This window comes from Streptomyces sp. NPDC059169, from assembly GCF_042755225.1.
GTDB lineage: Bacteria > Actinomycetota > Actinomycetes > Streptomycetales > Streptomycetaceae > Streptomyces.
Genome location: NZ_JBHZCF010000003.1, coordinates 397376 through 423412 on the forward strand (window position 1 = coordinate 397376; position 26037 = coordinate 423412).

The 26037-nt window shown below is 71.6% G+C and carries 26 protein-coding genes; 3 read left to right on the forward strand and 23 right to left on the reverse strand.

Annotated features, from left to right (window positions below; genetic code table 11):
* Positions 1–885, reverse strand: coding sequence for an SIS domain-containing protein (locus ACFXOM_RS08010; RefSeq protein ID WP_384928508.1), 885 nt, complete (start codon positions 883–885; stop codon positions 1–3).
* 129 nt (positions 886–1014) lie between these two features.
* Between ACFXOM_RS08010 and ACFXOM_RS08015 the strand changes: the two genes are divergently transcribed.
* Together ACFXOM_RS08015 and ACFXOM_RS08020 are read left to right on the forward strand one after the other, a co-directional pair.
* The gene (locus ACFXOM_RS08015) at positions 1015–1794 is read left to right on the forward strand and encodes a DeoR/GlpR family DNA-binding transcription regulator (RefSeq protein WP_384928511.1); all 780 of its coding nucleotides are present in this window, start codon (positions 1015–1017) and stop codon (positions 1792–1794) included.
* A 52-nt stretch (positions 1795–1846) separates the two neighbouring features.
* Complete coding sequence (locus ACFXOM_RS08020) at positions 1847–2209, forward strand: DUF952 domain-containing protein (RefSeq protein ID WP_384928514.1); 363 nt, start codon at positions 1847–1849, stop codon at positions 2207–2209.
* Positions 2210–2215: 6 nt separating this feature from the next.
* Here ACFXOM_RS08020 and ACFXOM_RS08025 read toward each other — a convergent pair whose 3' ends face one another.
* From ACFXOM_RS08025 to nadE, 8 genes are all read right to left on the reverse strand, one after another.
* Positions 2216–3154, reverse strand: a complete 939-nt coding sequence (locus ACFXOM_RS08025) for an MASE1 domain-containing protein (protein ID WP_384929004.1) — start codon at positions 3152–3154, stop codon at positions 2216–2218.
* 113 nt (positions 3155–3267) lie between these two features.
* Entirely contained in the window at positions 3268–4137 is an 870-nt protein-coding gene (locus ACFXOM_RS08030; RefSeq protein WP_384944831.1) for a PP2C family protein-serine/threonine phosphatase, read from the reverse strand.
* Between the two features lie 564 nt (positions 4138–4701).
* Positions 4702–5553: a YhjD/YihY/BrkB family envelope integrity protein gene (locus ACFXOM_RS08035; protein ID WP_384928519.1), complete on the reverse strand. Its 852-nt coding sequence runs from the start codon at positions 5551–5553 to the stop codon at positions 4702–4704.
* Positions 5554–6014: 461 nt separating this feature from the next.
* Complete coding sequence (locus tag ACFXOM_RS08040) at positions 6015–6260, reverse strand: DUF6296 family protein (RefSeq protein ID WP_384928522.1); 246 nt, start codon at positions 6258–6260, stop codon at positions 6015–6017.
* 254 nt (positions 6261–6514) lie between these two features.
* Positions 6515–8905 carry an ATP-binding cassette domain-containing protein gene (locus ACFXOM_RS08045; protein WP_384928525.1) on the reverse strand — a complete coding sequence of 797 codons (2391 nt, stop codon included), beginning with the start codon at positions 8903–8905 and terminating at the stop codon, positions 6515–6517.
* A 593-nt stretch (positions 8906–9498) separates the two neighbouring features.
* Positions 9499–9909 (reverse strand): VOC family protein, encoded by a 411-nt coding sequence (locus ACFXOM_RS08050; RefSeq protein ID WP_384928528.1) that lies wholly within the window; start codon positions 9907–9909, stop codon positions 9499–9501.
* A 10-nt stretch (positions 9910–9919) separates the two neighbouring features.
* Complete coding sequence (locus ACFXOM_RS08055; protein WP_385037361.1) at positions 9920–10363, reverse strand: helix-turn-helix transcriptional regulator; 444 nt, start codon at positions 10361–10363, stop codon at positions 9920–9922.
* 466 nt (positions 10364–10829) lie between these two features.
* Positions 10830–11660, reverse strand: a complete 831-nt coding sequence (gene nadE, locus ACFXOM_RS08060; RefSeq protein WP_384928534.1) for an ammonia-dependent NAD(+) synthetase — start codon at positions 11658–11660, stop codon at positions 10830–10832.
* A 108-nt stretch (positions 11661–11768) separates the two neighbouring features.
* On the opposite strand from nadE, the gene ACFXOM_RS08065 reads away from it, so the two are divergent.
* On the forward strand, positions 11769–12473 hold the full coding sequence (locus ACFXOM_RS08065) for an MFS transporter (RefSeq protein ID WP_385037364.1): 705 nt from the start codon (positions 11769–11771) through the stop codon (positions 12471–12473).
* A 269-nt stretch (positions 12474–12742) separates the two neighbouring features.
* Here the strand turns inward: ACFXOM_RS08065 and hypE are convergent, their stop codons facing one another.
* From hypE to ACFXOM_RS08135, 14 genes are all read right to left on the reverse strand, one after another.
* Positions 12743–13732, reverse strand: a complete 990-nt coding sequence (hypE, locus tag ACFXOM_RS08070) for a hydrogenase expression/formation protein HypE (protein ID WP_384929007.1) — start codon at positions 13730–13732, stop codon at positions 12743–12745.
* A gap of 142 nt (positions 13733–13874) precedes the next feature.
* Positions 13875–14999 (reverse strand): hydrogenase formation protein HypD, encoded by a 1125-nt coding sequence (gene hypD, locus ACFXOM_RS08075; protein WP_384928539.1) that lies wholly within the window; start codon positions 14997–14999, stop codon positions 13875–13877.
* On the reverse strand, positions 14996–15343 hold the full coding sequence (locus tag ACFXOM_RS08080; protein ID WP_384928542.1) for a HypC/HybG/HupF family hydrogenase formation chaperone: 348 nt from the start codon (positions 15341–15343) through the stop codon (positions 14996–14998). Before ACFXOM_RS08080 ends, hypD begins: the two co-directional genes overlap by 4 nt.
* 39 nt (positions 15344–15382) lie before the next feature.
* Positions 15383–17866 carry a carbamoyltransferase HypF gene (hypF, locus tag ACFXOM_RS08085; RefSeq protein ID WP_384944827.1) on the reverse strand — a complete coding sequence of 828 codons (2484 nt, stop codon included), beginning with the start codon at positions 17864–17866 and terminating at the stop codon, positions 15383–15385.
* Entirely contained in the window at positions 17863–18558 is a 696-nt protein-coding gene (gene hypB / locus ACFXOM_RS08090; RefSeq protein WP_384928548.1) for a hydrogenase nickel incorporation protein HypB, read from the reverse strand. Before hypB ends, hypF begins: the two co-directional genes overlap by 4 nt.
* A gap of 3 nt (positions 18559–18561) precedes the next feature.
* Positions 18562–18954: a hydrogenase maturation nickel metallochaperone HypA gene (locus tag ACFXOM_RS08095; RefSeq protein WP_384928551.1), complete on the reverse strand. Its 393-nt coding sequence runs from the start codon at positions 18952–18954 to the stop codon at positions 18562–18564.
* Positions 18955–19125: 171 nt separating this feature from the next.
* Entirely contained in the window at positions 19126–19230 is a 105-nt protein-coding gene (locus ACFXOM_RS08100; protein WP_384928555.1) for a DUF6893 family small protein, read from the reverse strand.
* Positions 19231–19240: 10 nt separating this feature from the next.
* Positions 19241–19756, reverse strand: coding sequence for a hydrogenase maturation protease (locus ACFXOM_RS08105; RefSeq protein WP_385037367.1), 516 nt, complete (start codon positions 19754–19756; stop codon positions 19241–19243).
* Positions 19753–21150, reverse strand: coding sequence for a hypothetical protein (locus ACFXOM_RS08110; protein WP_384928561.1), 1398 nt, complete (start codon positions 21148–21150; stop codon positions 19753–19755). The genes ACFXOM_RS08105 and ACFXOM_RS08110 overlap by 4 nt, the downstream gene beginning before the upstream one ends.
* A complete protein-coding gene (locus tag ACFXOM_RS08115) occupies positions 21147–21815 on the reverse strand; it encodes a DUF6084 family protein (RefSeq protein WP_384928564.1) in 669 nt (222 codons plus the stop codon). The genes ACFXOM_RS08110 and ACFXOM_RS08115 overlap by 4 nt, the downstream gene beginning before the upstream one ends.
* The gene (locus ACFXOM_RS08120) at positions 21812–22468 is read right to left on the reverse strand and encodes a DUF5947 family protein (protein WP_384929010.1); all 657 of its coding nucleotides are present in this window, start codon (positions 22466–22468) and stop codon (positions 21812–21814) included. The genes ACFXOM_RS08115 and ACFXOM_RS08120 overlap by 4 nt, the downstream gene beginning before the upstream one ends.
* A 5-nt stretch (positions 22469–22473) precedes the next feature.
* A complete protein-coding gene (locus ACFXOM_RS08125) occupies positions 22474–23043 on the reverse strand; it encodes a hypothetical protein (RefSeq protein WP_384928566.1) in 570 nt (189 codons plus the stop codon).
* Positions 23040–24824 carry a nickel-dependent hydrogenase large subunit gene (locus ACFXOM_RS08130; protein WP_385037370.1) on the reverse strand — a complete coding sequence of 595 codons (1785 nt, stop codon included), beginning with the start codon at positions 24822–24824 and terminating at the stop codon, positions 23040–23042. The genes ACFXOM_RS08125 and ACFXOM_RS08130 overlap by 4 nt, the downstream gene beginning before the upstream one ends.
* A gap of 62 nt (positions 24825–24886) precedes the next feature.
* Positions 24887–25981, reverse strand: a complete 1095-nt coding sequence (locus ACFXOM_RS08135) for a hydrogenase expression protein HypE (RefSeq protein WP_384928572.1) — start codon at positions 25979–25981, stop codon at positions 24887–24889.
* Between the last annotated feature and the right edge of the window lie 56 nt (positions 25982–26037).

Here is a 26037-nt window from a genome sequence, read left to right on the forward strand (position 1 = left end):
TCACGCCCCGGCCAGAATGACGGACCGGGTGAGGTGGCGCGGACGGTCCGGGTCCATACCGCGGGCCTGCGCCACGGCCACCGCGAGGCGCTGGGCCCGCACGAGCTCCGCGAGGGGGTCGAGGCCTCCGGCCACCCACATCCCGCCCGTGGCGTGCACCTCGTCGGCCAGGCCCGCCGGCGCGTCGCCGATCATCCACGTCGCCGTGCCCCGCGTGGTGACGCTGATCGGGCCGTGTCGGTACTCCATCGCCGGGTACGCCTCGGCCCAGGAGCACGACGCCTCACGCACCTTGAGCGCCGCCTCGTGGGCGAGACCGACGGTCCAGCCGCGACCGAGGAAGGTGACCTGCGAGCAGCCGACCAGCCAGGGGGGCAGGGGCTCGGCCAGGGCGTCACGGACGTCCTCGACGACACCGTCACCGTGCAGGCCGAGGTGGGCGCGCACGAGGGTGAGCGCCGTCGTCGCGAACCGGGTCTGGACGACGGACTCCTCGTCGGCGAAGTCCAGGACGACCGTGTCGTCGGCGACGGTGGTCACGGGGGTGGCGGGGTCGGCCGTGATCGCGGTCGTGCGCGTCCGTCCGCGCAGCCGGCCGAGCAGTTCGAGCACCTCGGTGGTGGTACCGGAGCGGGTCAGCGCCACGACCCGGTCGTAATGGCGGCCTGCGGGGAACTCGGAGGCCGCGAAGGCGTCCGATTCACCCTGCCCCGCCGACTCACGCAGCGCGGCGGCCGCCTGTCCCATGAACAGCGACGTGCCGCAGCCGACGAACGCCACCCGCTCGCCGGCCGCCGGTAGCACCGCCCCCTGAACGCCGGCGAGTTCCGCTGCCTTCTCCCAGCACTCCGGCTGGCTCGCCAGCTCGTTGCCGACATGACTCATGTCCGCTCCACCCTCTCCATTGAGTGCGCATTTCTGCAAGTTAACGTCGACTTTCGAGCAACTTCAAGCATCCCTGGTGGTGTGGCGTGCGCTAGGGTCAGCTCCGGGATCCGAGGAAGGGAGCGGTCGATGTCGCGCGACGCGCGCTGGAAGACGCTGCTGGAACTGCTGGTTGAGCGGGGCCGGCTGGACGTCGAGGAAGCCGCCGCGGCCCTGGACGTCTCGGCGGCCACCATCCGGCGCGACTTCGACCAGCTGGCCGAGCAGCAGATGCTGGTGCGCACACGGGGCGGCGCGGTCGTGCACGGGGTCTCGTACGAACTCCCGCTGCGCTACAAGACTTCCCGGCGCGCCGCGGAGAAACAGCGCATCAGTGTGGCGGTCGCCGGACTCATCTCGCCCGGCGAAACGGTCGGGTTCACCGGAGGAACCACGACGACCGAGGTCGCCCGTGCGCTGGCGGCGCGCCCCGACCTCGCGTCCGGGTCCCCCGCGCTCACCATCGTCACCAACGCGCTCAACATCGCCAACGAGCTGGCGATCCGACCCCAATTCAAGATCGTCGTCACGGGCGGGGTAGCCCGACCCCAGTCCTACGAACTCATCGGGCCGCTCGCGGACGGCGTGCTCGGCCAGATCACCATGGACGTGGCGGTGCTGGGCGTGGACGCCTTCGACGTGGTGCACGGCGCCGCCGCACACGACGAGGACGAAGCCGCGATCAACCGGCTGCTGTGCGAGCGCGCGCAACGCGTCGTCGTCGCCGCCGACACCACGAAGCTGGGGGCGCGCGCCTTCGCCCGCATCTGCGCCACGGAACAGGTCGACACATTGGTGACCGACGCCGCCGTGCCCGACACGACGGTCGCCCGGTTCACGGAGGCGGGCGTGACCGTGCTCCCGGTCTGAGACGCCGCTACGTCCCCGCGGGGCAGCGGCTCGGAGGAGCTATAACAGGATCATGATCATTCACGTGGCACCGCTCGACGACTGGCTCGCCATCCCGGAACGCCCGTACGCGCCCGCCTCGCTCGCCGCGGAGGGCTTCGTGCACTGCTCGCCCGACGAGCGGACGACGCTCGCCGTCGTCAACGCCTTCTACCGTGAGACCACCGGCCCGTTGATGGCGCTGCTCATCGACGAGGGCAAGCTCCTCGCCCCGGTTCGCCGGGAGCCCGCCGGCTCGGTCCCGCCCCCGGGTGTCGCCCCCGGCACCCTCTTCCCCCACGTCTACGGACCGATCGACCGATCGGCGGTCGTCGGCATGCTGGAGGTGCAACGCGACGGGAGCGGCCAGGCCGTGGGCTTCGCCCCGTGGGCCTGACGTCCCTCAGGGCTCCTCGTCCTCCCGTGGTGGCCAGCGCCGGGGTGCGCCCGGCGCCAGCCGCTCCACGACGTCCGCGAGTTCCATGCAGGCCAGTTCGATCTTGCGACGGACGCCGTACTGCTCGGTCACGATCGCGGAGAGCAGCAGTCCCGTGAGCGCCGCCGCCCCGTTGAGGGCCTGGAGCGTACCCATCACGGCGAACAGACCGTGGTCGGCGTACGGTCCGGCTCGCTCGGTGGCGGCGTGGATGGCCAGCACGGACACGATCAGCACGCACGGCGCCGCACCGGGGAGTTGAAAGCGCAGTGCCGCCCACATCAGCAGGGGGAACACCAGGAACAGCAGAGCCACGCTGCTGTGCATCACCACGAAGGAGACGACGGCGACCGTGAGGAAGAGGCATCCGGCCTCCACCCAACGGGCCGGCCTGACGCCACGGGGCACCCCGAACGTCCGGCACATCAGCAACAGCGGCGTCACCACGAGGACGCCCATCGCGTCCCCGACCCACCAGGCCGACCAGATCGGCCAGAAGCTGCTGGGGGCGAGCTGACCCGAGAGGACGACCACTCCGGCGCCCACGGTCGCGCTGATGAGCATCCCGGCGAGGGCACCGAGGAAGACGAGTGCGAGCCCGTCCCGCAGCCGGTCGAGCTCGGTGCGGAACCCGACGCGCCGGAGCATGAGGTAGGCACAGACCGGCGCGAGGGTATTGCCCGCCACGATGCCGAGTGCCGAAGCCCGGAGCGGACTGATGGCCAGGATGACGAAGAAGGTGCCGAGTGCGATTCCCGGCCAGATCCGGATCCCGAACCAGAGGAGGCAGCTCAGGGCGATGCCCGTGGGCGGCCAGAGCGGGGTGACGACCGCGCCCTCGATCACCACCTGGAGCGTGAGGCCGATCTGCGCCGCCATGAAGTAGGCGACGGCGACGGCGAGCATCAGGACGACCACGGTGCCGTGTTGCCGGAGTTCCAGGGTGCGCACCCCAGCATCACACAACGTCACGTCGTCCGACGCAGCTCGTGACACGCTCGACGACGGGAGACGGGGCACTACTCCTGCGGTCGGGCGCCCTGGCCGTGGGCCCCGTCCGTGCCGGCCGCCGCGTCGCGGCGCAGCACGAGGACGGCGGCGTCGTCCTTGTGCCCGGTGAACTCGGCGGCCTTCATGATTTCCGTGGCCAGCTCGCCGGCGTCCGCGTCTGCCGTGGCACCCGCCCCGACCAGCCTGGCCACGTACGCCAGACCCACTTCGATGGGCACGGTCGGCCCCTCGATCACCCCGTCCGTCAGCAGTACGAAGACGTCGCCCGGGTCCAGTCGGCGCGTCGACACCGGGTACACCTCGCCGGGATAGATGCCGAGGGGCAGCCCGCCCTCGTCCTGCGCGGTGCCGTAGCGGCCTTCGGGGGACGCCCAGACCGCGGGCACATGGCCGGCTCGTGCGCTCTCCAGGGTCGACGTGCGGGGGTCGAAGCGGATGAACGTACAGGTCGCGAAGAGCTCGCGGGCCACCGAAACGAGCAGGTCATTGGCCCGGGAGAGCACCTCGCCGGGATCGGTGGCCGCCAGGGCCACGGCCCGCAGCCCTATGCGGATCTGCCCCATGAAGGCGGCGGCCTCGACGTCGTGGCCCTGGACGTCGCCGATCGAGAAGGCGAGTGATCCGTCGGGCATCACGAAGCCGTCGTACCAGTCGCCGCCGACGTCCAGGCCGTCGCGCGCCGGTGTGTACCGGGCCGCGGCCTGGAGACCGGGCAGCGCAGGAAGCGCGGCCGGGAGCATTTCGCGCTGCAGTGCCTCGGCCAGGTCGACCCTCGCGCGCTGCAGTTCCGCCCCTTCCCGCGCTTGCGCGGTGAGCAACCCGAGGGTGGCCAGGAGGTCGTCAGCGCTCGCCGACCGCGGGGGGCGACGCCGCGTCATGGGCCTCTCCGAGGTGCATCGGCTCGTACCCTGCAAAATCCGTCGTTCATCATACTTCCGGGCCGGGCCGACCGCTTGGTGGAGCAGTCGCCCCGGCCCGGAGCACGGCGTGCGGATCAGCCGGGGCCCAGGCCGTCTCAGCCGGGAGCGGGGCCGAAGGGGCCGGGTCCCGGCCCGGGTAGCGGGTGCGGTCGACCACGGCGTGCGGGGCCCAGGGATCGCCTCCCCGGGAGCCCTGGCCGAGGTCCACGAGACGGTCCCGGGGAGCCGCTTCGCCCGGTCCGCGAGCCCGCCTGCGGCTCCTCCGCACGGGTGGCCCAGGCCCGGCGGTACCCGGCGAACAGCGACGTGCCGTCGTCGCCCCGGGCGGCGAGCAGTTTCGCCGGGCCGTGCTGGACGGCCGTCGGCGAGCGTCCGGCGGCGGGAGCCGGTGAGCACGGAAGGCCATCCAGCGTTCGACGTGGTCACGTACCGCTCCTGAAGCGCCCGGCGGCAGGGGGCGGCACGCGACGACACGGCCGGCGTGCGGGAGGGGCCTGCCCCGGGCCCGGAGCGCCCCAGGTGTCAGCTCATGAGCTCCAGCCGGCGCTGCACCTGGCGCTCGTGCCACAGCCGCCCCACCAGCGCACCGCCGTACACCACGAACCCCACGCCCACCAGCCAGGACTGGACGACCAGCACGGTCCCGATCGGTCCGTACGTACCCGCGTTGGCGGCGATCAGCGGCGAGAAGACGAACTGCGAGAAGATCCGCAACCCGAACATTCCCGCAGCGGTGAGCACGGCCCCCGGGGCCAGTGCGCGCCAGCGGATCCGCCCGCACAGCAACAACCGTTGCGACCACCAGAAGAACAGGAAGGTGCCGACCAGGTCCCCCACGGCGACCAGGGCCGTGTCCCCCGCCGACGACTCCTTCGGCGGGGGCGCGTTGACGAAGAGCAGCAGCGCGACGACGAGCACCGCGAGCCACACCACGTGGCGCCACATCGTGTGCCAGCGCGCCGTGGGCAAGTCCCACACCCGTTCGTACCCGGTCTGTACGGCTGACCCGAACGTCACACCGAAGGCCGCCAGTGCGGCGAGACCGAGCGCCGTGGTGCGCTGCAGGGCCTGCCCCGGGCGGGCGAAGAGCTCCTGGACCTCTTCCTGGGACACCTCCGACACTCCGAGGCCCTGCACGAGCCACCTGGCGAAGCCCTGGCCGCTCGCCGGGTCGGCCGCGGCGACCACGACCAGCAGCGGCACCAGGGTCAGGAAGCAGAGTGCCGCGAATCCCATGGCCCGGTGCATCAGCTCCATCTCGCGGCCGCGATTCCACACGATCCCGGCCACCGAGGTGCGCACGCGCCGGTGCAGCCGCGCGAACCAGTGGCCGTGCTGGGCCGCCGCGTCGTCTGCGCCGAATCTGAAGGGCATGTGCCCTCGCCTACCCGAAAGCGCGTCGCCAACAGTCCGCCGTGCGTCCGAACGGGGCGGAGAGCACGGTCGTGGCCTCGCCCCCGTTCGCCGACTCCATCACCGGAAGACGGCGCGAACCCGATCTGTGCGGCGACGAGCCGACCGGCCCGACGTCCCGGCCGCGAACGAGCCGCGGTGGGCGGCATCCACGACGGCCGTCCCTTCCAGCCGGTCGGGGAAGTCCTCGGCGATCGACTTCCAACGTGCCGCGGGGCCCGCCGTTCGACGCCGACGACACCCCGTTCGCCGCGGAACCGCGGCGCGGGCGGTCGTCGACGCCCGGCGGTTCACCCGCGGCACGCCGGGAAGGTGCCCTTGCGGCGCAGTCCGCTCCCCGGGGGGACCTGCCGCATCGGGATGCACCGAAAGCGGCCCGGCGCCACCCGCCGGGACAGGCCGGGGCGGCTTGGTCCAGCTGGTCAGGGCTGGACGACGGGGCGGACCTCCACACCCGCCGGGGGCTGCTGGTGCGCTCCGCTGGCGATCATGCGTACCTCACCCCGGTCGCTGATCTCCGCCTGCACGATGCCCGTGTCGTCGGCGTAGATCGGATGCCCACCCGCCCCCTTGCGGTCGGTGCGGTGCACCACGACGGCGTCTTCGCCACCCGGCACCCCCGCCGCTGCACCGGCGAAGACCAGCTCGAATACCTCGTCCCGGACCATAACGCCCTCCTCTGCGGTCTGCCACGCGCAGACTCACCCCTTAGATGGCCATTATGTGACTTTTACCCGCTTTTCGAGTGATATCCAGCTCGGGGTGATCGCGCACTTCTTCATGGGACGTGCCACGCGCCTCCGCCGCACCACGCAGCCGACACCTGCGCGGATCCCCCCGGCAGACCGCAGTGGTCGCGCAGGACGGGCGCCTCGGACGGGACCACGGTCACGCCGTGGAGCCGGACCGCCCACGCAGGACGTCAGGTGCCGACGTAGGCCGCGAGGTGTTCGCCGGTCAGGGTGGACCGGGCGGCGACGAGCTCGGCCGGCGTGCCCTCGAAGACGATCTCGCCGCCGTCGTGGCCTGCACCGGGACCGAGGTCGATGATCCAGTCGGAGTGCGCCATGACCGCCTGGTGGTGTTCGACGACGATGACCGACTTGCCGGAGTCGACGAGCCGGTCCAGCAGCCCGAGCAACTGCTCCACGTCAGCGAGGTGCAGACCCGTGGTCGGCTCGTCGAGGACGTACACACCGCCCTTGTCTGCCATGTGCGTGGCCAGCTTGAGCCGTTGTCGTTCGCCGCCGGACAGCGTGGTCAGCGGCTGGCCGAGCGTGAGATAGCCGAGCCCGACGTCGGACAGGCGACCGAGAATGCGCTGCGCCGCCGGAATGCGCGCCTCGCCCGTACCGAAGAACTCCTCGGCCTCGGTCACCTGCATCGCGAGCACCTCGCTGATGTCCCGCCCGCCCAAGTGGTAGTCGAGCACCGATGTCTGGTACCGCTTGCCCTCGCAGTCCTCACAGGTGCTGGCGACGCCGGCCATCATCGCCAGGTCGGTGAAGACGACGCCCGCGCCGTTGCACGTGGGACAGGCTCCCTCGGAGTTGGCACTGAACAGCGCCGGCTTCACGCCGTTGGCCTTCGCGAACGCCTTGCGGATCGGGTCGAGCAGCCCGGTGTACGTCGCCGGGTTGCTCCGCCGGGAGCCCCTGATCGGGCTCTGGTCGACCGACACCACACCCGCGTCGGCACGGATCGACCCGTGCACGAGCGAGCTCTTGCCGGATCCCGCCACGCCGGTGACGACGGCGAGCACCCCGAGCGGGATGTCGACGTCGACGTCGCGCAGGTTGTTGGTCGAGGCGCCGCGGATCTCCAGGGTGCCGGTGGACTTGCGGACCGTCTCCTTGACCGCGGCCCGGTCGTCGAGGTGGCGCCCCGTCACGGTGCCGCCGGCCCGCAGCCCTTTGACGGTGCCCTCGAAGCAGACGGCTCCGCCTGCCGTACCTGCACCCGGACCGAGGTCGACGACATGGTCGGCGATCGCGATCGTCTCCGGCTTGTGCTCCACGACGAGCACCGTGTTGCCCTTGTCCCGCAGCCTCAGCAGAAGGTCGTTCATCCGCTGGATGTCGTGGGGGTGCAGACCGGCCGTGGGCTCGTCGAAGACGTACGTGACGTCGGTGAGCGACGATCCGAGGTGACGGATCATCTTCACCCGCTGGGCCTCGCCGCCCGACAGGGTTCCCGCCGACCGATCGAGCGCGAGGTAGCCGAGACCGATCTCGACGAAGGAGTCGAGGCTCTGTTGCAGCGACGCGAGCAGCGGCGCGACCGACGGCTCCTGGAGACCGCGTACCCAGGTCGCCAGGTCGCTGATCTGCATCGCGCAGGCGTCGGCGATGCTGATCCCCCTGATCTTGGACGACCGGGCGCCCTCGCTCAGCCGCGTACCGTCGCAGGCAGAGCAAGTGGTGAAGGTGACCGCCCGCTCCACGAACGCCCGGATGTGCGGTTGCATCGCTTCCTTGTCCTTCGACAGGAACGACTTCTGGATCTTGGGAATCAGTCCCTCGTAGGTCAGGTTGACCCCCTCGACCTTCACCTTGGTCGGCTCCCGGTGGAGGAAGTCGTGCATCTCCTTCTCGGTGAACTCGCGGATCGGCTTGTGCGGGTCGAGGAGGCCCGACTCGGCGTAGACCCGCACCGTCCAGAAGCTGTCTGACTTCCAGCCGGGAATGGTGAACGCGCCCTCGGCGAGCGACCTGGTGTCGTCGTAGAGCTGGGTGAGGTCGATGTCGGACACCTCTCCGCGGCCTTCGCAGTGCGTGCACATGCCGCCGGTGCGGGAGAAGGTGGCCTTCACCGCCTTCCTGGCACCGCGCTCGACGGTGATCGCGCCGCTCGCCCGGACCGAGGGCACGTTGAAGGCGTATGCGCTGGGCGGGCCGACGTGCGGGGTGCCGAGTCGGCTGAAGAGGATGCGCAGCATCGCGTTGACGTCGGTGGCGGTGCCGACCGTCGAGCGCGGGTCGGCCCCCATCCGCTGCTGGTCGACGGTGATCACGGTGGTCAGCCCGTCGAGGACGTCGACCTCGGGCCGCGCCAGGGTCGGCATGAAGCCCTGGACGAAGGCGCTGTACGTCTCGTTGATCAGCCGCTGCGACTCCGCGGCGATCGTGTTGAACACCAGCGAGCTCTTGCCCGAGCCGGAGACGCCGGTGAACACCGTCAGCCGGCGCTTGGGGATCTCGATGCTGACGTCCTTGAGGTTGTTCTCGCGCGCGCCGTGCACGCGGATCATGTCGTGGGCGTCTGCGACGTGCGGCGCCGGCGGCTGCGTGTCCGTGCTCTTGGCCATGCTCATCGTCTCTCCTCTGCTGCGCGGGCAGCGTTCGTCGTCCGCGTCGGGCGCCGCCCTGCTCATCGCGTCGGCTGCGGGCGGACCCGGGTCTGGGACTGGTCGTCGTGCGTCGGTGCGGGTCACCGTGGTGCCCGCCCGGCTGCTCCACGGCCGTCAGGCGCCGGTCACGGCCGTCCGGTCGGCTCCGAGGGGCGCACTCGGCTCGATCGCCCTGTCGTCCGGGCGCTCTTCGGCGGTTCGGTCTCCGGACCGGACCGGCCGAGGAGTCAGATGAGCCACCCCCGTTCCCCGCCAGCTCGCGGTCGGACATCCCATGCGTCTCGTGGCGGGCCCGACTGCGGCGGGCGGCTGGGTAGCCGGTGGTCCGCGCGCCGGCGCCGGCGGGCCGGTCGTGCGTGCTCGCGGCCGGACGTCCGGTTCACCGGGATCCGCCAGGGGATCGCCGTTCGAGCACCGAACGGCACCACCCGTCCCGGCGCGCGGGCTCACCCCCTCCGCGCGCGCGGTCCCCAGGGCTCCGAGGCAGTGCCGCCAGGGAGCCGTGCGGCGGCTCACGGACGGTCGTGGGTGCCTCACGGACGCGAGCGCAGGGCCGCTCAGCGACGTTCCTGGACCCGGACCATGTTGCCTGCCGGGTCGCGGAAGGCGCAGTCACGGACTCCGTAGGGCTGATCGGTCGGCTCCTGGACCACCTCCGCACCACCGGCCTGCACCCGGTCGAAGAAGCCGTCGAGATCGGGGGTGGCCAGGATGATGCTGGCGTAGGTTCCCTTGGCCATCATCTCGGCGATCGTACGGCGCTCGTCGTCGGTGATCCCGGGGTCGGCGGCCGGCGGGTGGAGGACCACGGACGTTTCGGGCTGCCCGGCGGGGCCGACGGTGATCCAGCGCATCCCGCCGTGTCCGACGTCGTTGCGAACCTCGAAGCCGAGGGAATCGCGGTAGAACGCCAGGGAGGCGTCCGGGTCGTCATGGGGGAGGAAACTCGCGTGAATGGTGACGTTCATGCCGGTCATGCTAGGTGTCGCCCGGCACCGGTGCTTCTCGATTCCTGATCGGTCTCGTCACCCGCTTCGCCACGCACGGCGGCATATCCGCCGACGCGGTGGACGCCTGGCGCCGGTACGCGCCGGGCGGCATCCCGACCAGCTCGGTGAAGCGGGTGCTGAAGGTGCCCAGCGACGAGCAGCCGACCGCGAAGCAGACCTCGGTGACGCTGAGGTCGCCGCGACGCAACAGCGCCATCGCGCGCTCGATGCGCCGCGTCATCAGATAGCTGTACGGCGACTCCCCGTAGGCGCGCCGGAACTCACGGCTGAGGTGACCGGCGGACATGTGCACGCCGCGGGCGAGCGCCTCGACGTCCAGTGGCTGTGCGTAGTCCCGGTCGATCCGGTCCCGGACGCGGCGCAACCTCGCGAGGTCGCGCAGGCGGTCCGTCCCGGTGGGTCTGGAGGTCACCGCGCGATCCTGCCACACCCCACGGACCGGCGGGGCGGGTGTCGACGTCGGGGCCGCCCCGGAAGCACGCACGGGGGACCGCAGCGGTGCTCGGCCGGGGACGGGTGTGTTGGGCTGCCTCGGCCGCGCGGAGGCCCGGGACGAGCGGAGGCCCGGGACGAGCGGACGTCGCACGCGACGAGTGGAGTACCGTCCGACGCAGTCTGCACCCGCCGTCCCCGCCTCGCCCCTCATGCCCTTTCCCGCCGCACAGAACGTCCGTGGACGGCGTCCGTGGACGGCATCCGTGGACGGCGTTCCAGCAGGCGGCCCTTCCAGCAGGCGGTCTGCGCTGCGGCGTGCGTCGCGGCCCCGCGGTGATCCGGCACGGAACGTCCGGCCGTCGACCTCCCCCGGAGCAGACCGTATGCCGCTCCCCGGACGGCCGTGGAGGACGGTACCGCGTGCAGACCCCGATGCCGAGGGATCACGGTGCGATCGGCAGCCGCCGCTTGTGCTCGGTGAGCCGGTAGCGTCGGACGATGGCCGCGGACACTGCCCCGTCCACGGGGTCGCCCTCCAGGAAGTCGTCGATGGCGTCGTAGCTGACCCCGAGCGCCTCCTCGTCGGGCTTGCCCGGGTCCAGCGTCTCCAGATCGGCGGTCGGGGTCTTCCAGATCAGCTCGGCCGGCGCGCCCAGGACCTGCGACACGGCACGCACCCGCCGCTTGGTGAGACCGGTGAGCGGAACCACGTCGGCCGCGCCGTCGCCGAACTTGGTGAAGAAGCCGGAGACCGCCTCGGCAGCATGGTCGGTGCCCACCACGAGGCCCTCATGCGCCCCCGCCACCGCGTACTGGGCGATCATGCGCTGTCGGGCTTTGATGTTCCCGTGCACGAAGTCCTGGTGGTGCGCGTCGCGGAAGACCGTCCCGGCGGCGAGCGCCGCCTCCAACGCGGCGTCGCTGGCGGACTGCACGTCGACGGTCAGGACCCGGTCGGGGCGAATGAACTCCAGGGCCAGCTGTGCGTCCTTCTCATCGGCCTGGGCTCCGTACGGGAGCCGCATCGCGAAGAACGTGGCTTCGCGCCCGGTGGCACGGACCCGCTCGACCGCGAGCTGGCACAACCGGCCCGTGGTCGTGGAGTCCACACCCCCGCTGATGCCCAGCACCAGGGAACGCAGTCCCGTGGCCGTCAACTGGTCGGCGAGGAAGGCCACCCGGCGCTCGATCTCCCGCAGTGCGTCGAAGGACGCGCTCACCTGGAGGTCCCGGGCGATGTCCTGCTGCTCGGATGTGGACGCCAGGTCGGTCACGGTTGCTCCTCGGTGGTGCCCGTGGGCAGGGTCGATGCGTGCCGGGCCGGTGCCACGTACGCGCGGGGGACGGGAGCACTCTAGAGGAAGGCCACGAGGCTCCGGTCGGTGCTGCGGGCCGGCAACCGCTGCAGCGGGCGCGCTCCGAACCGTCCGCCGGGGGTCTGCCTGGGAGCTCTGGATCTGCTGGTCGTGGCCTTCGCCGAACACCGGCACCGGTCCGGAGCCGTCCCCTGGATCCTGGCCGCGCTCTCTGCAGGGAGCGTGTCGGGCGGGCCGGCCCATGGTGCGGTGTCCTGGCGCACGCCGGCCCGGGACCGTCTGCCCCTGCTCGTCACGGCCTCGGGGCTCGCCCTGGCGGCGGCCGGGTTCTCGTCCGGTCCGTGGGTCCTCGCCGTCGTCATGGTGCTCGCCGGACCGTTCGTGTCCCCCGCCATGACCACGGCCTACCTGATCGCGGACGAGGTCGCCGCTCCCGGGACGCGCACCCAGGCCGGCGCCTGGGTGAACACGGCGATCAACGCCGGATCGGCGAGCGGCACGGCTGCGGTCGGCCTCCTGATCGGCGGACTTCCGCTGGCGTGGTGCTTCGCGCTCGCCGTGGTACCCGCCGTGGGCTCCGCCCTGGTACCCGCCGTGGTGTCCGTGGGCAGGGTGTGGTCGTGCGTGAGACGGTCGCGGACGAACACCGAGGTGGGGACGCTCCGGCGATCGGGTGACACCCTCGCCGGGTCCGGTCAGGACACCACGGAAGCGCCGGATCCGACGGCAGTGCCCCACGCCGTCGTGACGGGACTCATCCTGCCCCGGTGAGGAGGCCCATGGCCTGTGCGTACGGAGATCCGGCCACCCCCACGGTTCGTCGTTGTCGTTCCGCGGCGAGGCGACGACGCCCGGTCCCGGTGTCGGCCGCAACGGGCGACACCGGGAAGCCCGACGGCCGTTCTCTGCGCGCCCTCCCTGCGCTGCGGTGTGTGCCTCGACGGCTGGGACGGGGCGGGACGTCGCGGCGACGGACCGTCTGACGCGCGGCAGCGCCTGGCGTACGACCACGGTGCGGGGCGCGTACCGCCCGGCGCGCTTCAGCAGATCCGGGGCAATTGCTCGCCCAGCGGCAGGTCCACCACCCGTGTACCGCCGAGTCCGGTGCGGGCCACGACCATCCCCGGGTGGTCCTCGACGACCTCGCCGATGAGCACCGCCTGCCCGCCGAGCGGATGGGTCCGCATCGCCTCCAGGACCGCGTCGGCGTGCTCCCTGGGGACGAACGCGACCAACTTGCCCTCGTTCGCGACGTACATCGGATCGAGGCCGAGGACCGCGCAGGCGTTGGCGACGGCCGGTGGGACGGGGACCGCGCGCTCCCGGATGACCACACCCGTGCCGGAGGCCGCGGCGATCTCGTTGAGCGCCGCCGCCAGACCGCCACGCGTCGGATCGCGCAGCACGTGGAGGTCGGTGGTGACCGCGAGCATCGCCTCGACGAGTCCGCCGAGGGCGGCGCAGTCGCTCTCGACCTCCACCCCGAACTCGAGCCCCTCGCGCACGCTCATGATCGCAACGCCGTGCACCCCGATCGGACCGCTGACGATCACGGCGTCGCCGGGGACGACGCGCTGCGGCCGCAGGTCGACGCCCGCCGGGATGAGGCCGATCCCCGAGGTGTTGATGAAGATCCCGTCGCCGTGACCGGCTTCCACCACCTTGGTGTCGCCGGTGGCCACCTCCACTCCGGCCGCGCGGGCGGCCGCGCCGAGGGCCTGCGCCACCCGGGTGACGACCTCCAGCTCGACACCTTCTTCGAGGATGAACCCGCAGGACAGGTAGGCGGCACGGGCACCGCTCATGGCGAGGTCGTTCACGGTCCCGTTGACCGCGAGGTCGCCGATGCTGCCGCCGGGAAAGAACAGGGGGCGTACGACGAAGGAATCCGTCGAGAACGCCAGCCGCGCACCGCCCAGTTCGAGCGTCGCCGAGTCGCCGAGTCCGGCGAGCGCCGTGCCGCCGAAGGCGGGTGCGAAGACGTCACGGACCAGCTCGGCGGACATGGCCCCGCCGCCCCCGTGCCCCATCACCACTCGTGGTTGCTCGCGCACGGGGACGGGGCACGTCCAGGCGAGGACGTCCGGTCCGACGGGGGCCGTGCTCTCCGGGACACCGGTCGCGCACTGTGCCTCGGGGACGGTTTCGCCGCGCTGCGGCGCTCGGGTGGTCTCAGACAACGGGGGTGCCTTCCAGGGTCGCGGCCGTCAGGTCCAGCCGCCGGTACAGGTAGTAGGCGGCGCAGGCGCCCTCGCTGGAGACCATGGTGGCCCCGAGGGGCGTGCGCGGGGTACAGACGGTTCCGAACGCCTCGCACTCATGGGGCTTGAGCAGTCCTTGCAGGACCTCCCCGCTGCGGCAGGCGGCGGGCTCCCGGGTGTCGATGTCCGTCACGGAGAAGCGGTGTTCGGCGTCGTACTCCCGGTACCGGGCGGACAGCCGCCAGCCGCTCTCGGGGATGACGCCGATACCGCGCCAGGCGCGGTCGGTGACCTCGAAGACGTCGTCCAGCATGGTCTGTGCGGCGCGGTTGCCCTCCGGCCTGACCGCGCGGGGGTAGGCGTTGTCCACGGTGTGCTCGCCCCTTTCCAGTTGCAACACGGTCCGGCGTACGCCTTCGAGGATGTCCAGCGGCTCGAATCCGGTGACCACGATGGGCACCTTGAAACGTTCGGCCAGCTCGGGGTACTCGCCGGTCCCCATCACGCTGCACACGTGCCCGGCGGCCAGGAATGCCTGGACGCGACAACTCGGCGACTGCATGATCGCCTCGATCGCCGGGGGCACTCGCACGTGCGACACCAGCAGGCTGAAGTTCGGGATCCCGAGTTTGCGCGCCTGGTACACCGTCATGGCGTTCGGCGGTGCGGTGGTCTCGAAGCCGATGCCGAAGAACACGACCTCGCGGTCGGGGTTCCGACGGGCGACGCGCAGGGCGTCGAGCGGTGAGTACACCACGCGTACGTCGCCGCCCTCCCCACGCACCTGGAAGAGGTCGCGGCCGGTCCCGGGGACGCGGAGCATGTCGCCGAACGAGCAGAAGATCACTTCCGGGCGGGAGGCGATCTCCAGTGCCTTGTCGATCACTTCCAGCGGGGTGACGCACACGGGACAGCCGGGACCGTGGATCAGCTCGACCTCGTCCGGGAGGAGCTGGTCGATGCCGTGCCGGATGATGGTGTGGGTCTGGCCGCCGCAGACCTCCATCAGCGCCCACGGCCGGGTGACGGTGGCGCGGATCTCGTCGAGCAGTCGCTCGGCGAGTGCCGGGTCCTGGAACTCCTCGATGTACTTCACCGCTGCGCCTCCCGTGCCGCGCCCTCCGCGGCGCCGTCGCCCGTCTCCCGTGCCGCGGGGGGCCCGTCCGCCCCCGCCTCGGCCGCCGCCAGTTCCCAGGGGTCGCCGAACTCCTCCTGGAGCATGCCGAGGTTCTCGAAGAGCTCCAGCGTCTGCCGGGCCGACTCCTCGTCGAGGCGCTGGAGGGCGAACCCCACGTGGACGATGGCGTATTCACCGACCCGGAGGTCGGGCAGGTACTCCAGGCACACCTCCTTGACCACCCCGCCGAAGTCGACGGTGGCCATGCGGGTACCGTCCCGGTCCTCGACGGCCAGCACCTTGCCGGGTACCGCCAGACACATGCGTTCCTCCTCGCTGTCGTGGTCTCGTGTCGCACCGGTTCATCCGGTTCCGTCCGCCGTAGGGCCCCCCGGTTCGCCCGTGGGGCCGGCGAGGTCCCCGCCGGCGGTGCGCGCGGCGACGACGAGCTGGCCCAGTGCCAGTCCCCCGTCGTTCGGGGGGATGCGGTGGTGGCGCAGCACAGTGAAGCCGTCCTGCCGCAGGGCCCGCGCACAGGCCGAGGAGAGCAGGGCGTTGGCGAACACTCCCCCGGTCAGAGCGACCGTCTCCAGCCCGTGCCGCTCCCGTGCGGTGGTGCACGCGGTGTGCACGAGACGGGCCACCGCGTGGTGGAACCTCACGGCGATGAGGGGCGCGGCGGTTCCCCTGCGCACGTCGTCGACGACGGCGGCGATCAGTGGTGCAGGATCGGCCGTGAGGGGGGCGTCGGGGTCGGCTCCGGGACCGCCCGGCGCGAGGTGGTAGCTGCCGGCGTCGTCGCCGAGGGCGCTCAGCGCCGCCGCTTCGAGTTCGATCGCCGCCTGCGCCTCGTAGCCGGCGCGGTGGCAGATGCCGGCCAAGGAGGACACCGCGTCGAACAGCCGGCCCATGCTGGAGGTGGGGACGCAGTTCAGTCCCTGCGTCAGCTGGGCTTGCAGGACGCGCAGTTCGTCCGCGGGGCAGGCCGCGACACAGGGCAGGTCCCCGCTCGGGTCGATCCCGGCTGCATAGAGATGCGCGAGTGCCATGCGGTAAGGACGCCGCACGGCCGCATCGCCCCCCGGGAGCGGCACGTAGGCGAGGTGTGCGTGGCGGACGAACCCGTCGTAGTCGGCCAGCAGGACCTCCCCGCCCCACACCGCGCCGTCCTCGCCGTAGCCGGTGCCGTCGAAGGCGACCCCGATGACCGGGCGGCTGCCGTCGAGTCCGTGCTCGACCATCGTCGCCGCGACGTGCGCGTGGTGGTGCTGGACACGGACGAGTGGCCGGTCCGCGGCGTGGACCTGCGCCCAGGCACCGGAGCGGTAGCCGGGGTGGCTGTCCGCCGCGAACAGCCCCGGCCGCACCCCGGTGATCGTCTCCAACTGTTCCTCGGCACAGGCGAAGGCGTGTTGGGTCGCCAGGTCGCCCATGTCCCCGACGTGCGCGGACATCCACGCCTTGTGGCCCTGCCCGAGGCAGAAGGCGTTCTTGAGGTCGCCGCCGACGGCGAGGGCCGGCCGCACCGGTACCGGCAGGGTGACGGGCAGCGGTGCGTGGCCGCGGGAGCGGCGCAATGTGAGGGGTTCTCCGTCGCAGACGCGGACCACCGAGTCGTCGCACGGGACGTGGATGGGACGGTCGTGGGTCAGCCAGGCGTCCGCGAGGTGGGCCAGCTTGTCCAGGGCCTCGTCGTCATCCGTGACGATCGGCTGCCCGGCGATGTTCCCGCTGGTCATGACGAGCAGGTGGGGCGCCGGCCCCTCCTCGCCGGGAAGGCCGAAGAGCAAGTGGTGGAGCGGCGTGTACGGCAGCATGACGCCGAGGTCGGGACTGCCCGGAGCCACGGCGTGCGCCGGTTCCGGCGCTCCGGGGCGTACCGACGGCACTGTCCGGCGCCGGAGCAGCACGATGGGGCGGGTGCTGCCGCTCAGCAGGTCGCGCTCTGCGTCACCGATGTGGACGAGGTGTTCGACGTGCTCGATCTCGCGGGCCATGAGGGCGAAGGGCTTGTCGCCGCGGGACTTGCGGCGGCGCAGCAGTTCCACGGCCGCCGCGTCGGTCGCATCGCAGGCCAGGTGGTAGCCGCCGAGTCCCTTGACCGCGATGATCGCGCCCGCGGCCAGCAGTTCCCGTGCCTCTGCGACGGGGTCCTCGACGAGCGGCCCCGACAGGCTGCGGTCGTTGGGGTCCGCGGCGACGACGACACGGGGCCGGAGCCCGGGGGCGGCGGGTGCCACGACGAGTCGGAGCCGGGGCCCGCAGGAGGGACAGGCGACCGGCTGGGCGTGGAAGCGGCGGTCACCCGGGTCCGTGTACTCCCGGGCGCACTCGGGGCACATCGGGAAGTCGGCCATGGTGGTGTGGTCGCGGTCGTACGGCAGGCCGGTGACGATGGTGAAGCGGGGCCCGCAGTGCGTGCAGGTGATGAAGGGGTGGCGGTGGCGGCGATCGGAGGGGTCGGCGAGCTCGGTCAGGCAGGCTGCACAGGTGGCGGTGTCCGGGGAGACCAGGGTGCGTACGGGGCCGTCCGTCCGTGAGGGGACGATGGTGAATCCGCTCCCGCCGATCGCGGGCACCTCCTGGTCGTGGACCGACTCGACCTGGGCCAGGGGCGGCGCCTCTTCGGTGATGCGCGCGCAGAAGCGGGCCACGGCGAGCGGTGTCCCCTCCACCTCGGCGACCACGCCGTCACCGGTGTTGGTCACGTGGCCGGCGAGCTCCAGTCCGGTGGCCAGGGTGTAGAGGAAGGGGCGGAACCCGACGCCCTGCACCACACCCCGTACGGTGACCCTGCGCCGTTGGACGTCCTTCGTGACGACGAGCTCCGGCTGCGGGACGGTCACGACCGGGACCGTGCCATGACCGGCGCGTGCACGCCGGTTCCCCCGGCCGCGGCCGTCGCCCGGTCGAGCAGGACCCCCCTGCCCTCACCGGTGCGTACGGAGGTCAGGACCACTTCCACGCCGGGATTGACCTGCTCGACGTGGGCGCGGAACGCCGTCTCGTCGAAGCCGACGGCCTCGGCGAGATCGGTCTTGGTGACGACCACGAGCTGGGCGAGGCCGAACGCGGTGGGGTACTTCAACGGCTTGTCCTCCCCCTCGGTCACCGAGGCGAGGACGACCCTCAGCGATTCCCCCAGGTCGTAGGAGGCGGGGCAGACGAGGTTGCCGACGTTCTCCACGAAGAGCAGCTGGATGTCCCCGGGCAACCAACCGTCCAAGTGGCCCGCGAGCATCGCGGCTTCCAGGTGGCACAGGCCGTCGGTGAGGACCTGCTTGACCGGTGCACCGGACCGGGCGAGCCGCACGGCGTCGTTCTCCGTGGCCAGGTCGGCCGTCAGGGCGGCGACCCGTACGCCCCGCTCTCCCGCGAGGAGGAGCTCACCTTCGAGCAGCGCGGTCTTCCCGCTGCCGGGGCTGGACAGGAGGTTCACGACGGTGGTGCCTCGGGCGGCGAGTTCGGCGCGCAGCGTGCGGGCTGTCGCGTCGTTCTTGGCGAGCACGGACTGCTGCAGGTCGACGACTCGGCACATGGGTCAGCTCTCCTCGGGGATCGTGTCGCGGATGCGGGGGTCCACCGCCGTCTCCTCCCACTCGACGCCGGTGATGCGCAGCTCACGTCCCGCGACCAGCTCGGCGGTCGCCTCACCACAAACGGGACAGCGCAGCCGCGGGGGCATGCCGACGGCCCACTCGTCCGCGCAGGGTGCACAGCGTGCCCGGCCGGGCACGGGCTCCGTGATGAGTTCGGCACCTTCCAGAACGGTGCCCGCGCAGGCCAGTTCGAAGGAGAAGCCGAGCGCGTCGGGCACCACCCCGGCCAGTTCACCGACCTGGAGGCGTACGGTGCGCACCGCGGACACGCCGTGGGAACGTGCCGCTTCCTCCACCTGGTCGACGACGGCCAGCGCGATGGACATCTCGTGCATGGGTCTCCGTCCTGCGCGGCGGTCGGCCCGCCCCGACCCCATTAGAGGGCGGGGTCAGGGGGCGAGGTCGACCGGCACGCCGACGGCACGCGGTTGCGTACGCCGTTCGGTGCAGCCGCTCCCACGCGGCGTCCGCACCCGGGCCGCGTCCGCACCCGGGCCAAGGCTCCGTCACATCATGCGGATGCGCAGGTAGCGCCTGAGGTCGGGGAACAGTCTCACCACGGCCGCGCACGCCGCGGCGGCGGTGGTGAGGCCGATGACGGTCTTCATCATGGTCTTCTCCTCATCTGACGGCTTCGTGTTGCACCAGGTCGGCGACCAGTCGCACGGCCTCGGGCACCGCGGCGGTCACCTGCGGGCTGAGCCCGATCCCCTCCTCGACGTCGGCGGGTTCGCACCCCACCACCAGCATCCTCCGCGGCGGGGTGCCGCCCGTTCCGGCACTGAGAGTCCCGAGCAGGGCCAGCACGGCGTCGGGCGACATCCGGTGACCGTCGATGGGTGCGGCGCCCGGCTCACCGTTGCCTGCACCGCCCACCGCGCCGACGTCGATGACGTAGAGGGTTCCCGGGGCACCGCCGCGGGCCGTGGCATCGACGAGGACGACCGTGTCGTACCCGTCGAGCAGCTGGTAGGCGAGGTGGACGCCCCGGACGCCGATGTCCACGACCTCGACGTGGTCCGGCAGAGGCTCTCCGGCGAGCCGGCGCACGGTTTCGACGCCGAAGCCGTCGTCACCGAGGAAGATGTTGCCGATCCCGGCGACCAGCGTCCGGGGGCCCTGCACGGGACGCTTCATTCGTCCTCCAGGGGGGTGACCTCGTCCGGTTGGAAGTACAGGAAGCGGCCCTGTTCGCGGCGGATGTCGGCGCCGGGGTCGCCCTCGACGGTGACCGCGAGGTGGACGGCCCCGTCGACGTCGTACAGGACGGCTTCGACCCGGGCGCTGCACCCCCGGAGGAAGAGGTCCTGTGCGTCGCTGTGGCGCAGACCGGGCTGGAGGACGACCCGGCTGCCCGCGCCGACCGGGACCCCGTCCACCACGACCCGGTCGTGTTCCGGATCGACTCCGGTGTCGCCCCCGGGGTCCCACCAGGGGGTCGCGGGACGCTCGGTGACCTGTCCGGCGGGTCCCGGGCCGGTGACCTCGCGCAGACCCCGCACCGCGCCGTGCAGCCGCTCCAGCACCTCCGGGGGCATGGAGTCGGCCAGGTCGATGACGGCCGCGGCCCGTTCGTCGGTGCCGCGGGCCTCGCGCTTCTCGTCTTCGGTGAGTGCCGCGGTACGCAGCGCGAGGATCTCGTCGATCTCGGTGGCGTCGTACAGCTCCCCGAGGCTCTCCGGTGCGATCGCCGGATGGTCCTCCAGAATGATCGGGGAGGAGAGCACGAGGTCCGTCGTGCCGGACTCGCCCGCGAGGACCGGCCAGGTGTGCAGGTTCCGGCATGCCGCCACGGCTCCCTTGGCCCACTCCGGCGGATCGGTCATCGACAGGAACGCCCCGGCGTCCAGGCACAACAGCAGGTGGGTGGCGACGAGCGAGTGGGGCAGGGCGGCGTCGCGGTCGGCAGGCGGTTCCGGCGTCCAGTCACAGGTGTTCTCCACGACCGCGGTCAACCGCATCACACGGTAGGGACCTTCGAGTTCCTGCGCGGAGAGCCTGACCACGCCGCGGGTTTCGGCACGGCGACGGACGAGCCGGCCCACGGTGCGGCCCGCCGAGTCGACCACCGGCTCGGTCTCCTCGCGTGCCGCGCGGCTGAACGGGAACGTCTTGCCGTCTCCCGTCAACTCGGCTACGGGCACGGCGAGTTCGACGCGCTCTTCCACTCCCTCGTCCCACGGGACGATGACGCGGTCGTCGAGGTGCAGCTCGGACGCGGTCTCGAACCGCCCGTCCGCACCGGCCCGCTGGACGGTCCGCCGCTGGGTGTGCAGGAAGCGCACCTCCACGGCGAGGACGGCCCCGGGCTTGGGCTCCATGAGGCACTCGGTGTGCTGGAAATCGTGCTCCTCGCAGACGGCGGTCCAGGCCGGGGGCACGAGCACGCCGAACTGCCAGCGCAGCCGGTTCTTGGCGGCTGAGGCCCGGTAGGGGTAGAGGACGTAGCCCTCGAAGAGGACGGCGTCCGCCACCTGGCGGGCGGTGGCGAGCCGGGTTTCCGTCTCCGGGGAGAAGGTGGCGGTCGTCATGGTGCCGTCGTCCTCTCGTCCGCTGCGTCGGACGGCCGGACGGGCTCTGCCGCCAGGAGTTCCCGCACGGCGGCCTCCCAGGAGGGCAGGGCCCGGCGGGACCGGAAGGCGAGCAGCGCGTCCATGGTGTCCCGGGGCAGTCGGATCCATCCGCAGCCGGGGAAGTGCTGCTCCAGCATCTCCTGCCAGGTCTTCACGGGCATCGGGCAGGCGGCCTCCCGGTCCCAGGGCACCGGCTCGACGTGGAATCCGCCCTGCCCGGTGAAGGCGGTGCCGGAGAAGAGCAGGAGAAGCGGTACGTCGCCGTCGGACAGCGCGTGGAGGTAACGGGTCGCGGCGACGTCCATGTCATACGTGCACGGCACGACCAGGTCGGCCTCGGTCTCTCCGGTGAAGCCGGTGACCATGAGGGGGACCTGGGCGAACTGCATCGGGTGGAGCGTGCTGCCCCATCGGGAGCGCTCGCCGAACAGGTCCCTGAGTCCCGCCGCCTCGTCCGGTTCGTATCCGCGCCGGGCGGGCTCGATGCGCAACTGGCAGCGCAGCGCGAGGGCGTGGACCCTGGTGCCCGGTGAAGCCGTGATGCGCAACCGGAAGACCAGCGTGGGGCCCGCCGCGTACGGATCGGCGCGTACCCCGGTGCACGTGAAGCCGAATTCGGTCATGACCCGGTCTCCCGCAGCGGTTCTGCCTGCCGGCGTACGTGGTCGAAGAAGGCGTCGAGCTCGGCGCGGGCCTCGGCTCCCCCGTCGAAGCCCTGCCAGCGCAGTCGCATCCGCCCCACCAGTTCGTAGGCGGTGTCCACGGGCACGAGGTGGCATTCGGTGCGTCCGTCCGCGCGCCGCAACAGCAGCGCCTCCACGTCGGGTTCGAGGAGCGCGGCGAGGTGGGTCCCGTCGAGCACCCCCTGCCAGGACGAGGGCTCCAGTTCGCTCTCGGTCGCTCCGGCAGGGCTCGGATAGAGCGCGACGAGCCGGTCGAGCGCGGTGTTCCGGAAGAAGAAGGCCACGCCGACCGGGATGCCCAACCGCTCCCAGGTGGCGGCGTCGATGCGGTGCCCGGGATCGGTCAGGAAGCGGCCCGGGACCGCACGGAAGCGGCCCTTGGACGCCCCGGGCCGGTCCAGGAGCTGAGCGCACGGGTCACAGGCGCAGGCCAGGGCCCGGTTCTCGGTGTCCACCAGGTGCTTGTGGCGCTCGTCGGGGAGGGACGCACCGCACAGTTCGCACCGTTCCTCGCGGGGCGGGTGGGGTGCCGTGAAGCGGCGCAGGCCTCGCGGGGCCGGGGCGGGGCGCGTCCGGCCCGGCCCGGCGGGCATCGCGCTCACAGGGCCGTGGCCGAGGGCCGGCCGGGCGCCGAGCCGCGCGGCGGGCCGCTGCCGATCTGGAGGAGCGCCGGCTCGCCCGCGGCCGCGGCGGGTTCCAGTTCCACTCCGGTCACTTCGGGCGCGAAGCAGGCCACCGCGTCCGTGGCGGCCCGCCGCACGGTCTCCTGCGTGCTCGGGCAACCGCATCCCGCCGAACCGGAGGTCCGCAGCCGCAGGACCCCCGTCGTCGGGTCGAAGCCCACCTCCTCGACGGGATGCTGGCGGATGCTGTGCAGGGCGCGCCCGATGCGGGCGTCGAGGTCCTCGGGGTGCAGGTCGTGCAGTACGAGCAGACCCGCGACGAGTTCGTCCCCGAGCAGTGCGGCGACGGGGTCGCCACCGGGTTCCCGCGCGGCGGGTCGGCCGAGCAATTCGAGGGCTCTCGCCAGGCCGGCACCGTAGAAATCCATCAGGACCCGCACCAGTTCCTCGGCCTGCGAACGGGCCTGGTCGTCACCGGAGGCGGCCAGCCGGTCGAGGATCTCCTCGACGCGGCGGCCGGCCTCCTCCGCGGTCGTCGCGCTCATCCGGCGAGGCCGCTCAGTCCGGTGGGAACGTGCAGCGACTTCACGGTCTTCCCGCCGCCCACGTACATGTGGACGCCGCACGGCAGGCAGGGGTCGAAGCTGCGCACGGCGCGCATGATGTCGATGCCCTTGAAGTTCTCCGGCGGGTTCTCCTCGAAGATCGGCGTGTTCTGCACGGCGTCCTCGTACGGGCCGGGTGTGCCGTAGCTGTCGCGCACGCTCGCGTTCCACGGGGTCGGCGGGTACGGGTGGTAGTTGGCGATCTTGCCGTTCCTGATGACCATGTGGTGCGAGAGGACCCCGCGCACCGCCTCGGTGAAACCGACGCCGATCGACTCGTCCGGCACGTCGAACTTCTCCCAGGTCTGGGTGCGTCCCGCGCGCACTTCCTCCAGGCCCTTCTCCGCGCAGTGCAGGGCAACGGCGGCGGCGTACGCCTGGAAGTAGGTTCGGGCGCGGTTGCGTTCCAGCGCATTGCTCCAGCGCGGGATCTTCCACTCGAAGGTGGCTTCGGGCTTGGTCATGGTCCGGGGCAGGTTGATGACGACGCTCTGCCCGGTGGCCTTGACGTAGCCGATGTCGACGAGCCCCGACAGGGCCGTGGACCACAATCGGGCGATGGGACCGCCGCCGGTGTCCAGCGCCAGGTGCTCCTTGCCGTCGAACCAACGGGGGGACATCACCCAGCTGTACTTGTCGTCGAAGTCCCGTTTCTGCGGGGCGGGGATGGTGTGCTGGTTCCACGGGTGGCGCGGGTCGACCGGGTTGCCCAGCGGGTCGTGCGTGACGAACTGGTCCTGCCCCTCCCAGTCCTCGTAGTACGAGCTGCCCAGCAGGATCCGGATGCCGAGGTTGATCTGGGTGAGGTCGTTGGTGACCAGCTTTCCGTCCACGACGACGCCCGGGGTGACGAACATCTTCCGTCCCCAGTCCGTCATGTTGGCGTAGGTGAAGTCGCAGTACTCGGGGTCGTTGAGGGCGCCCCAGCAGCCGAGCAGCACGCGTCGGCGGCCGACCTCCTCGTACCCGGGCATGGCCTCGTAGAAGAAGTCGAAGAGATCGTCGTGCAGGGGAACGACCCGCTTCATGAACTCCACGTAGCGCATCAGGCGGGTGAGGTAGTCCGTGAACAGTTGGACGGAGGCGACCGTGCCCACACCACCGGGATAGAGCGTGGACGGGTGCACGTGGCGCCCCTCCATCAGGCAGAACATCTCCCGGGTGTAGCGGCTGACCTGGAGGGCTTCGCGGTAGAACTCGCCCTCGAGGGGGTTGAGGGACCGCATGATGTCGGCGATGGTGCGGTAGCCGTGTTCCGCGGCGTGGGGCGCTTCGGTGCGCTCGGCGAGCTCCATGACACCCGGGTTGGTCTCCCGCACCATCTTTTCGCAGTAGTCGACCCCGACCAGGTTCTCCTGGAAGATGTTGTGGTCGAACATGTACTCGGCGGACTCGCCGAGGTTGATGACCCATTCTCCGAGGTGCGGGGGCTTCACCCCGTAGGCCATGTTCTGCGTGTACACCGAGCACGTGGCGTGGTTGTCGCCGCAGATGCCGCAGATGCGGCTGGTGATGAAGTGGGCGTCACGCGGGTCCTTGCCCCGCATGAAGACGCTGTAGCCGCGGAAGACCGAGGAGGTGCTGTAGCACTCCGCGACCCGCTTCTGCTTGAAGTCGATCTTCGTGTGGATGCCGAGGCTGCCCACGATCCGGGTGATCGGATCCCAGGACATCTCCACCAGGCCGGTGCCGTCACCGGCCGTCTTCGTCTTCGGTGCCATCGTGTGTGCGGTGCCCTTCTGCGGATTTCACGCGGGTGGTGGGTCGGTGTCCTGCAGGCCGGTCAGCGCGGCCACGGGGGCCGGTAGCCGGTGGTGATCTTTTCGCCGGTGTGCCGCCACTTCGGCTCCTTGTCGACGGTCCTCGCCGTGATGTTCCGGAGCCGGCGGACGACCGCGCCGTACGCGCCGCTGGAGGTGGTGGAGAACCTGGCGCCGGGCGGCTCGTCCATGAAAGGCATGAACTTGTCGGGGAAGCCGGGCATGGTGCAGGCGATGCAGATTCCGCCGACGTTCGGGCACCCGCCGATGCCGTTCATCCAGCCGCGCTTGGGAACGTTGCACTTGACCACGGGGCCCCAGCAGCCCAGCTTGACCAGGCACGTGGGCGAGTCGTAGTTCTCGGCGAACTGCCCCTGCTCGTAGTAGCCCGCCCGGTCGCACCCCTCGTGCACGGTGGCGCCGAACAGCCAGGCCGGCCGGAGTTTGTCGTCCAGCGGGATCATCGGGGCGGAGCCCGCGGCCTGGTAGAGGAGGTAGGTCAGCGTCTCGGCGAAGTTGTCGGGCTGGATGGGGCAGCCAGGCACGCAGACGATGGGGATTCCCGCCTGCGACTTCCAGTCCCACCCGAGGTAGTCGGGTACGCCCATCGCGCCGGTCGGGTTGCCCTGCATCGCGTGGATGCCGCCGTACGTGGCGCAGGTACCGATGGCGACGACAGCGAGGGCCTTGGGCGCCAGCCGGTCGATCCACTCGCTGGTGGTGATGGGCTGGCCGGTCTCCGGGTCGTCGCCGAAGCCGCACCAGTACCCCTCCTGCTTGATCGACTCGTTGGGCACGGAGCCCTCGATCACCAGGACGAAGGGGTCGATCTCGCCGCGCTCGCCCTTGAAGAACCACTCGATGAACGTGTCGGCGCCCCCGACGGGTCCGCACTCGAAGTCGATCAGCGGCCAGTGGACGGCGATCTTCGGCAGGCCGGGCAGCGCGCCGAGCGCGATCTCCTCGATGCTGGGCTGCATGGCGGCGGTGAGGGCGACCGAGTCACCGTCACAGCTCAGACCCGCGTTGATCCAGAGGACGTGGATCGGCTTCTCGTCCGTGCCCGCCGCGCCGGACGAGGCCGCGGCGTCGACCGTGGTCGGCGTTGCTGCATCCATGTGGAGGTCTCCCGGGGAGGTATACGACAAAGACCCGTATGCGGGTCTTTGTCTTC

Bases quoted from the DNA above. Each gene is read 5' to 3' on its own strand.
- ACFXOM_RS08105 (WP_385037367.1), bottom strand. From the start codon at position 19,756: ATGAAGCGTCCCGTGCAGGGCCCCCGGACGCTGGTCGCCGGGATCGGC.
- ACFXOM_RS08030 (WP_384944831.1), bottom strand. From the start codon at position 4,137: ATGACGCGGCGTCGCCCCCCGCGGTCGGCGAGCGCTGACGACCTCCTG.
- ACFXOM_RS08125 (WP_384928566.1), bottom strand. From the start codon at position 23,043: ATGAGCGCGACGACCGCGGAGGAGGCCGGCCGCCGCGTCGAGGAGATC.
- ACFXOM_RS08130 (WP_385037370.1), bottom strand. From the start codon at position 24,824: ATGGCACCGAAGACGAAGACGGCCGGTGACGGCACCGGCCTGGTGGAG.
- ACFXOM_RS08110 (WP_384928561.1), bottom strand. From the start codon at position 21,150: ATGACGACCGCCACCTTCTCCCCGGAGACGGAAACCCGGCTCGCCACC.
- ACFXOM_RS08010 (WP_384928508.1), bottom strand. From the start codon at position 885: ATGAGTCATGTCGGCAACGAGCTGGCGAGCCAGCCGGAGTGCTGGGAG.
- ACFXOM_RS08095 (WP_384928551.1), bottom strand. From the start codon at position 18,954: ATGCACGAGATGTCCATCGCGCTGGCCGTCGTCGACCAGGTGGAGGAA.
- ACFXOM_RS08100 (WP_384928555.1), bottom strand. From the start codon at position 19,230: ATGATGAAGACCGTCATCGGCCTCACCACCGCCGCCGCGGCGTGCGCG.
- ACFXOM_RS08135 (WP_384928572.1), bottom strand. From the start codon at position 25,981: ATGGATGCAGCAACGCCGACCACGGTCGACGCCGCGGCCTCGTCCGGC.
- ACFXOM_RS08020 (WP_384928514.1), top strand. From the start codon at position 1,847: ATGATCATTCACGTGGCACCGCTCGACGACTGGCTCGCCATCCCGGAA.
- ACFXOM_RS08050 (WP_384928528.1), bottom strand. From the start codon at position 9,909: ATGAACGTCACCATTCACGCGAGTTTCCTCCCCCATGACGACCCGGAC.
- ACFXOM_RS08115 (WP_384928564.1), bottom strand. From the start codon at position 21,815: ATGACCGAATTCGGCTTCACGTGCACCGGGGTACGCGCCGATCCGTAC.
- ACFXOM_RS08035 (WP_384928519.1), bottom strand. From the start codon at position 5,553: ATGCCCTTCAGATTCGGCGCAGACGACGCGGCGGCCCAGCACGGCCAC.
- ACFXOM_RS08015 (WP_384928511.1), top strand. From the start codon at position 1,015: ATGTCGCGCGACGCGCGCTGGAAGACGCTGCTGGAACTGCTGGTTGAG.
- ACFXOM_RS08040 (WP_384928522.1), bottom strand. From the start codon at position 6,260: ATGGTCCGGGACGAGGTATTCGAGCTGGTCTTCGCCGGTGCAGCGGCG.
- ACFXOM_RS08025 (WP_384929004.1), bottom strand. From the start codon at position 3,154: ATGCTCGCCGTCGCCGTCGCCTACTTCATGGCGGCGCAGATCGGCCTC.
- ACFXOM_RS08080 (WP_384928542.1), bottom strand. From the start codon at position 15,343: ATGTGTCTGGCGGTACCCGGCAAGGTGCTGGCCGTCGAGGACCGGGAC.
- ACFXOM_RS08120 (WP_384929010.1), bottom strand. From the start codon at position 22,468: ATGCCCGCCGGGCCGGGCCGGACGCGCCCCGCCCCGGCCCCGCGAGGC.
- hypB (WP_384928548.1), bottom strand. From the start codon at position 18,558: ATGTGCCGAGTCGTCGACCTGCAGCAGTCCGTGCTCGCCAAGAACGAC.
- ACFXOM_RS08045 (WP_384928525.1), bottom strand. From the start codon at position 8,905: ATGAGCATGGCCAAGAGCACGGACACGCAGCCGCCGGCGCCGCACGTC.
- hypE (WP_384929007.1), bottom strand. From the start codon at position 13,732: ATGGGGCACGGGGGCGGCGGGGCCATGTCCGCCGAGCTGGTCCGTGAC.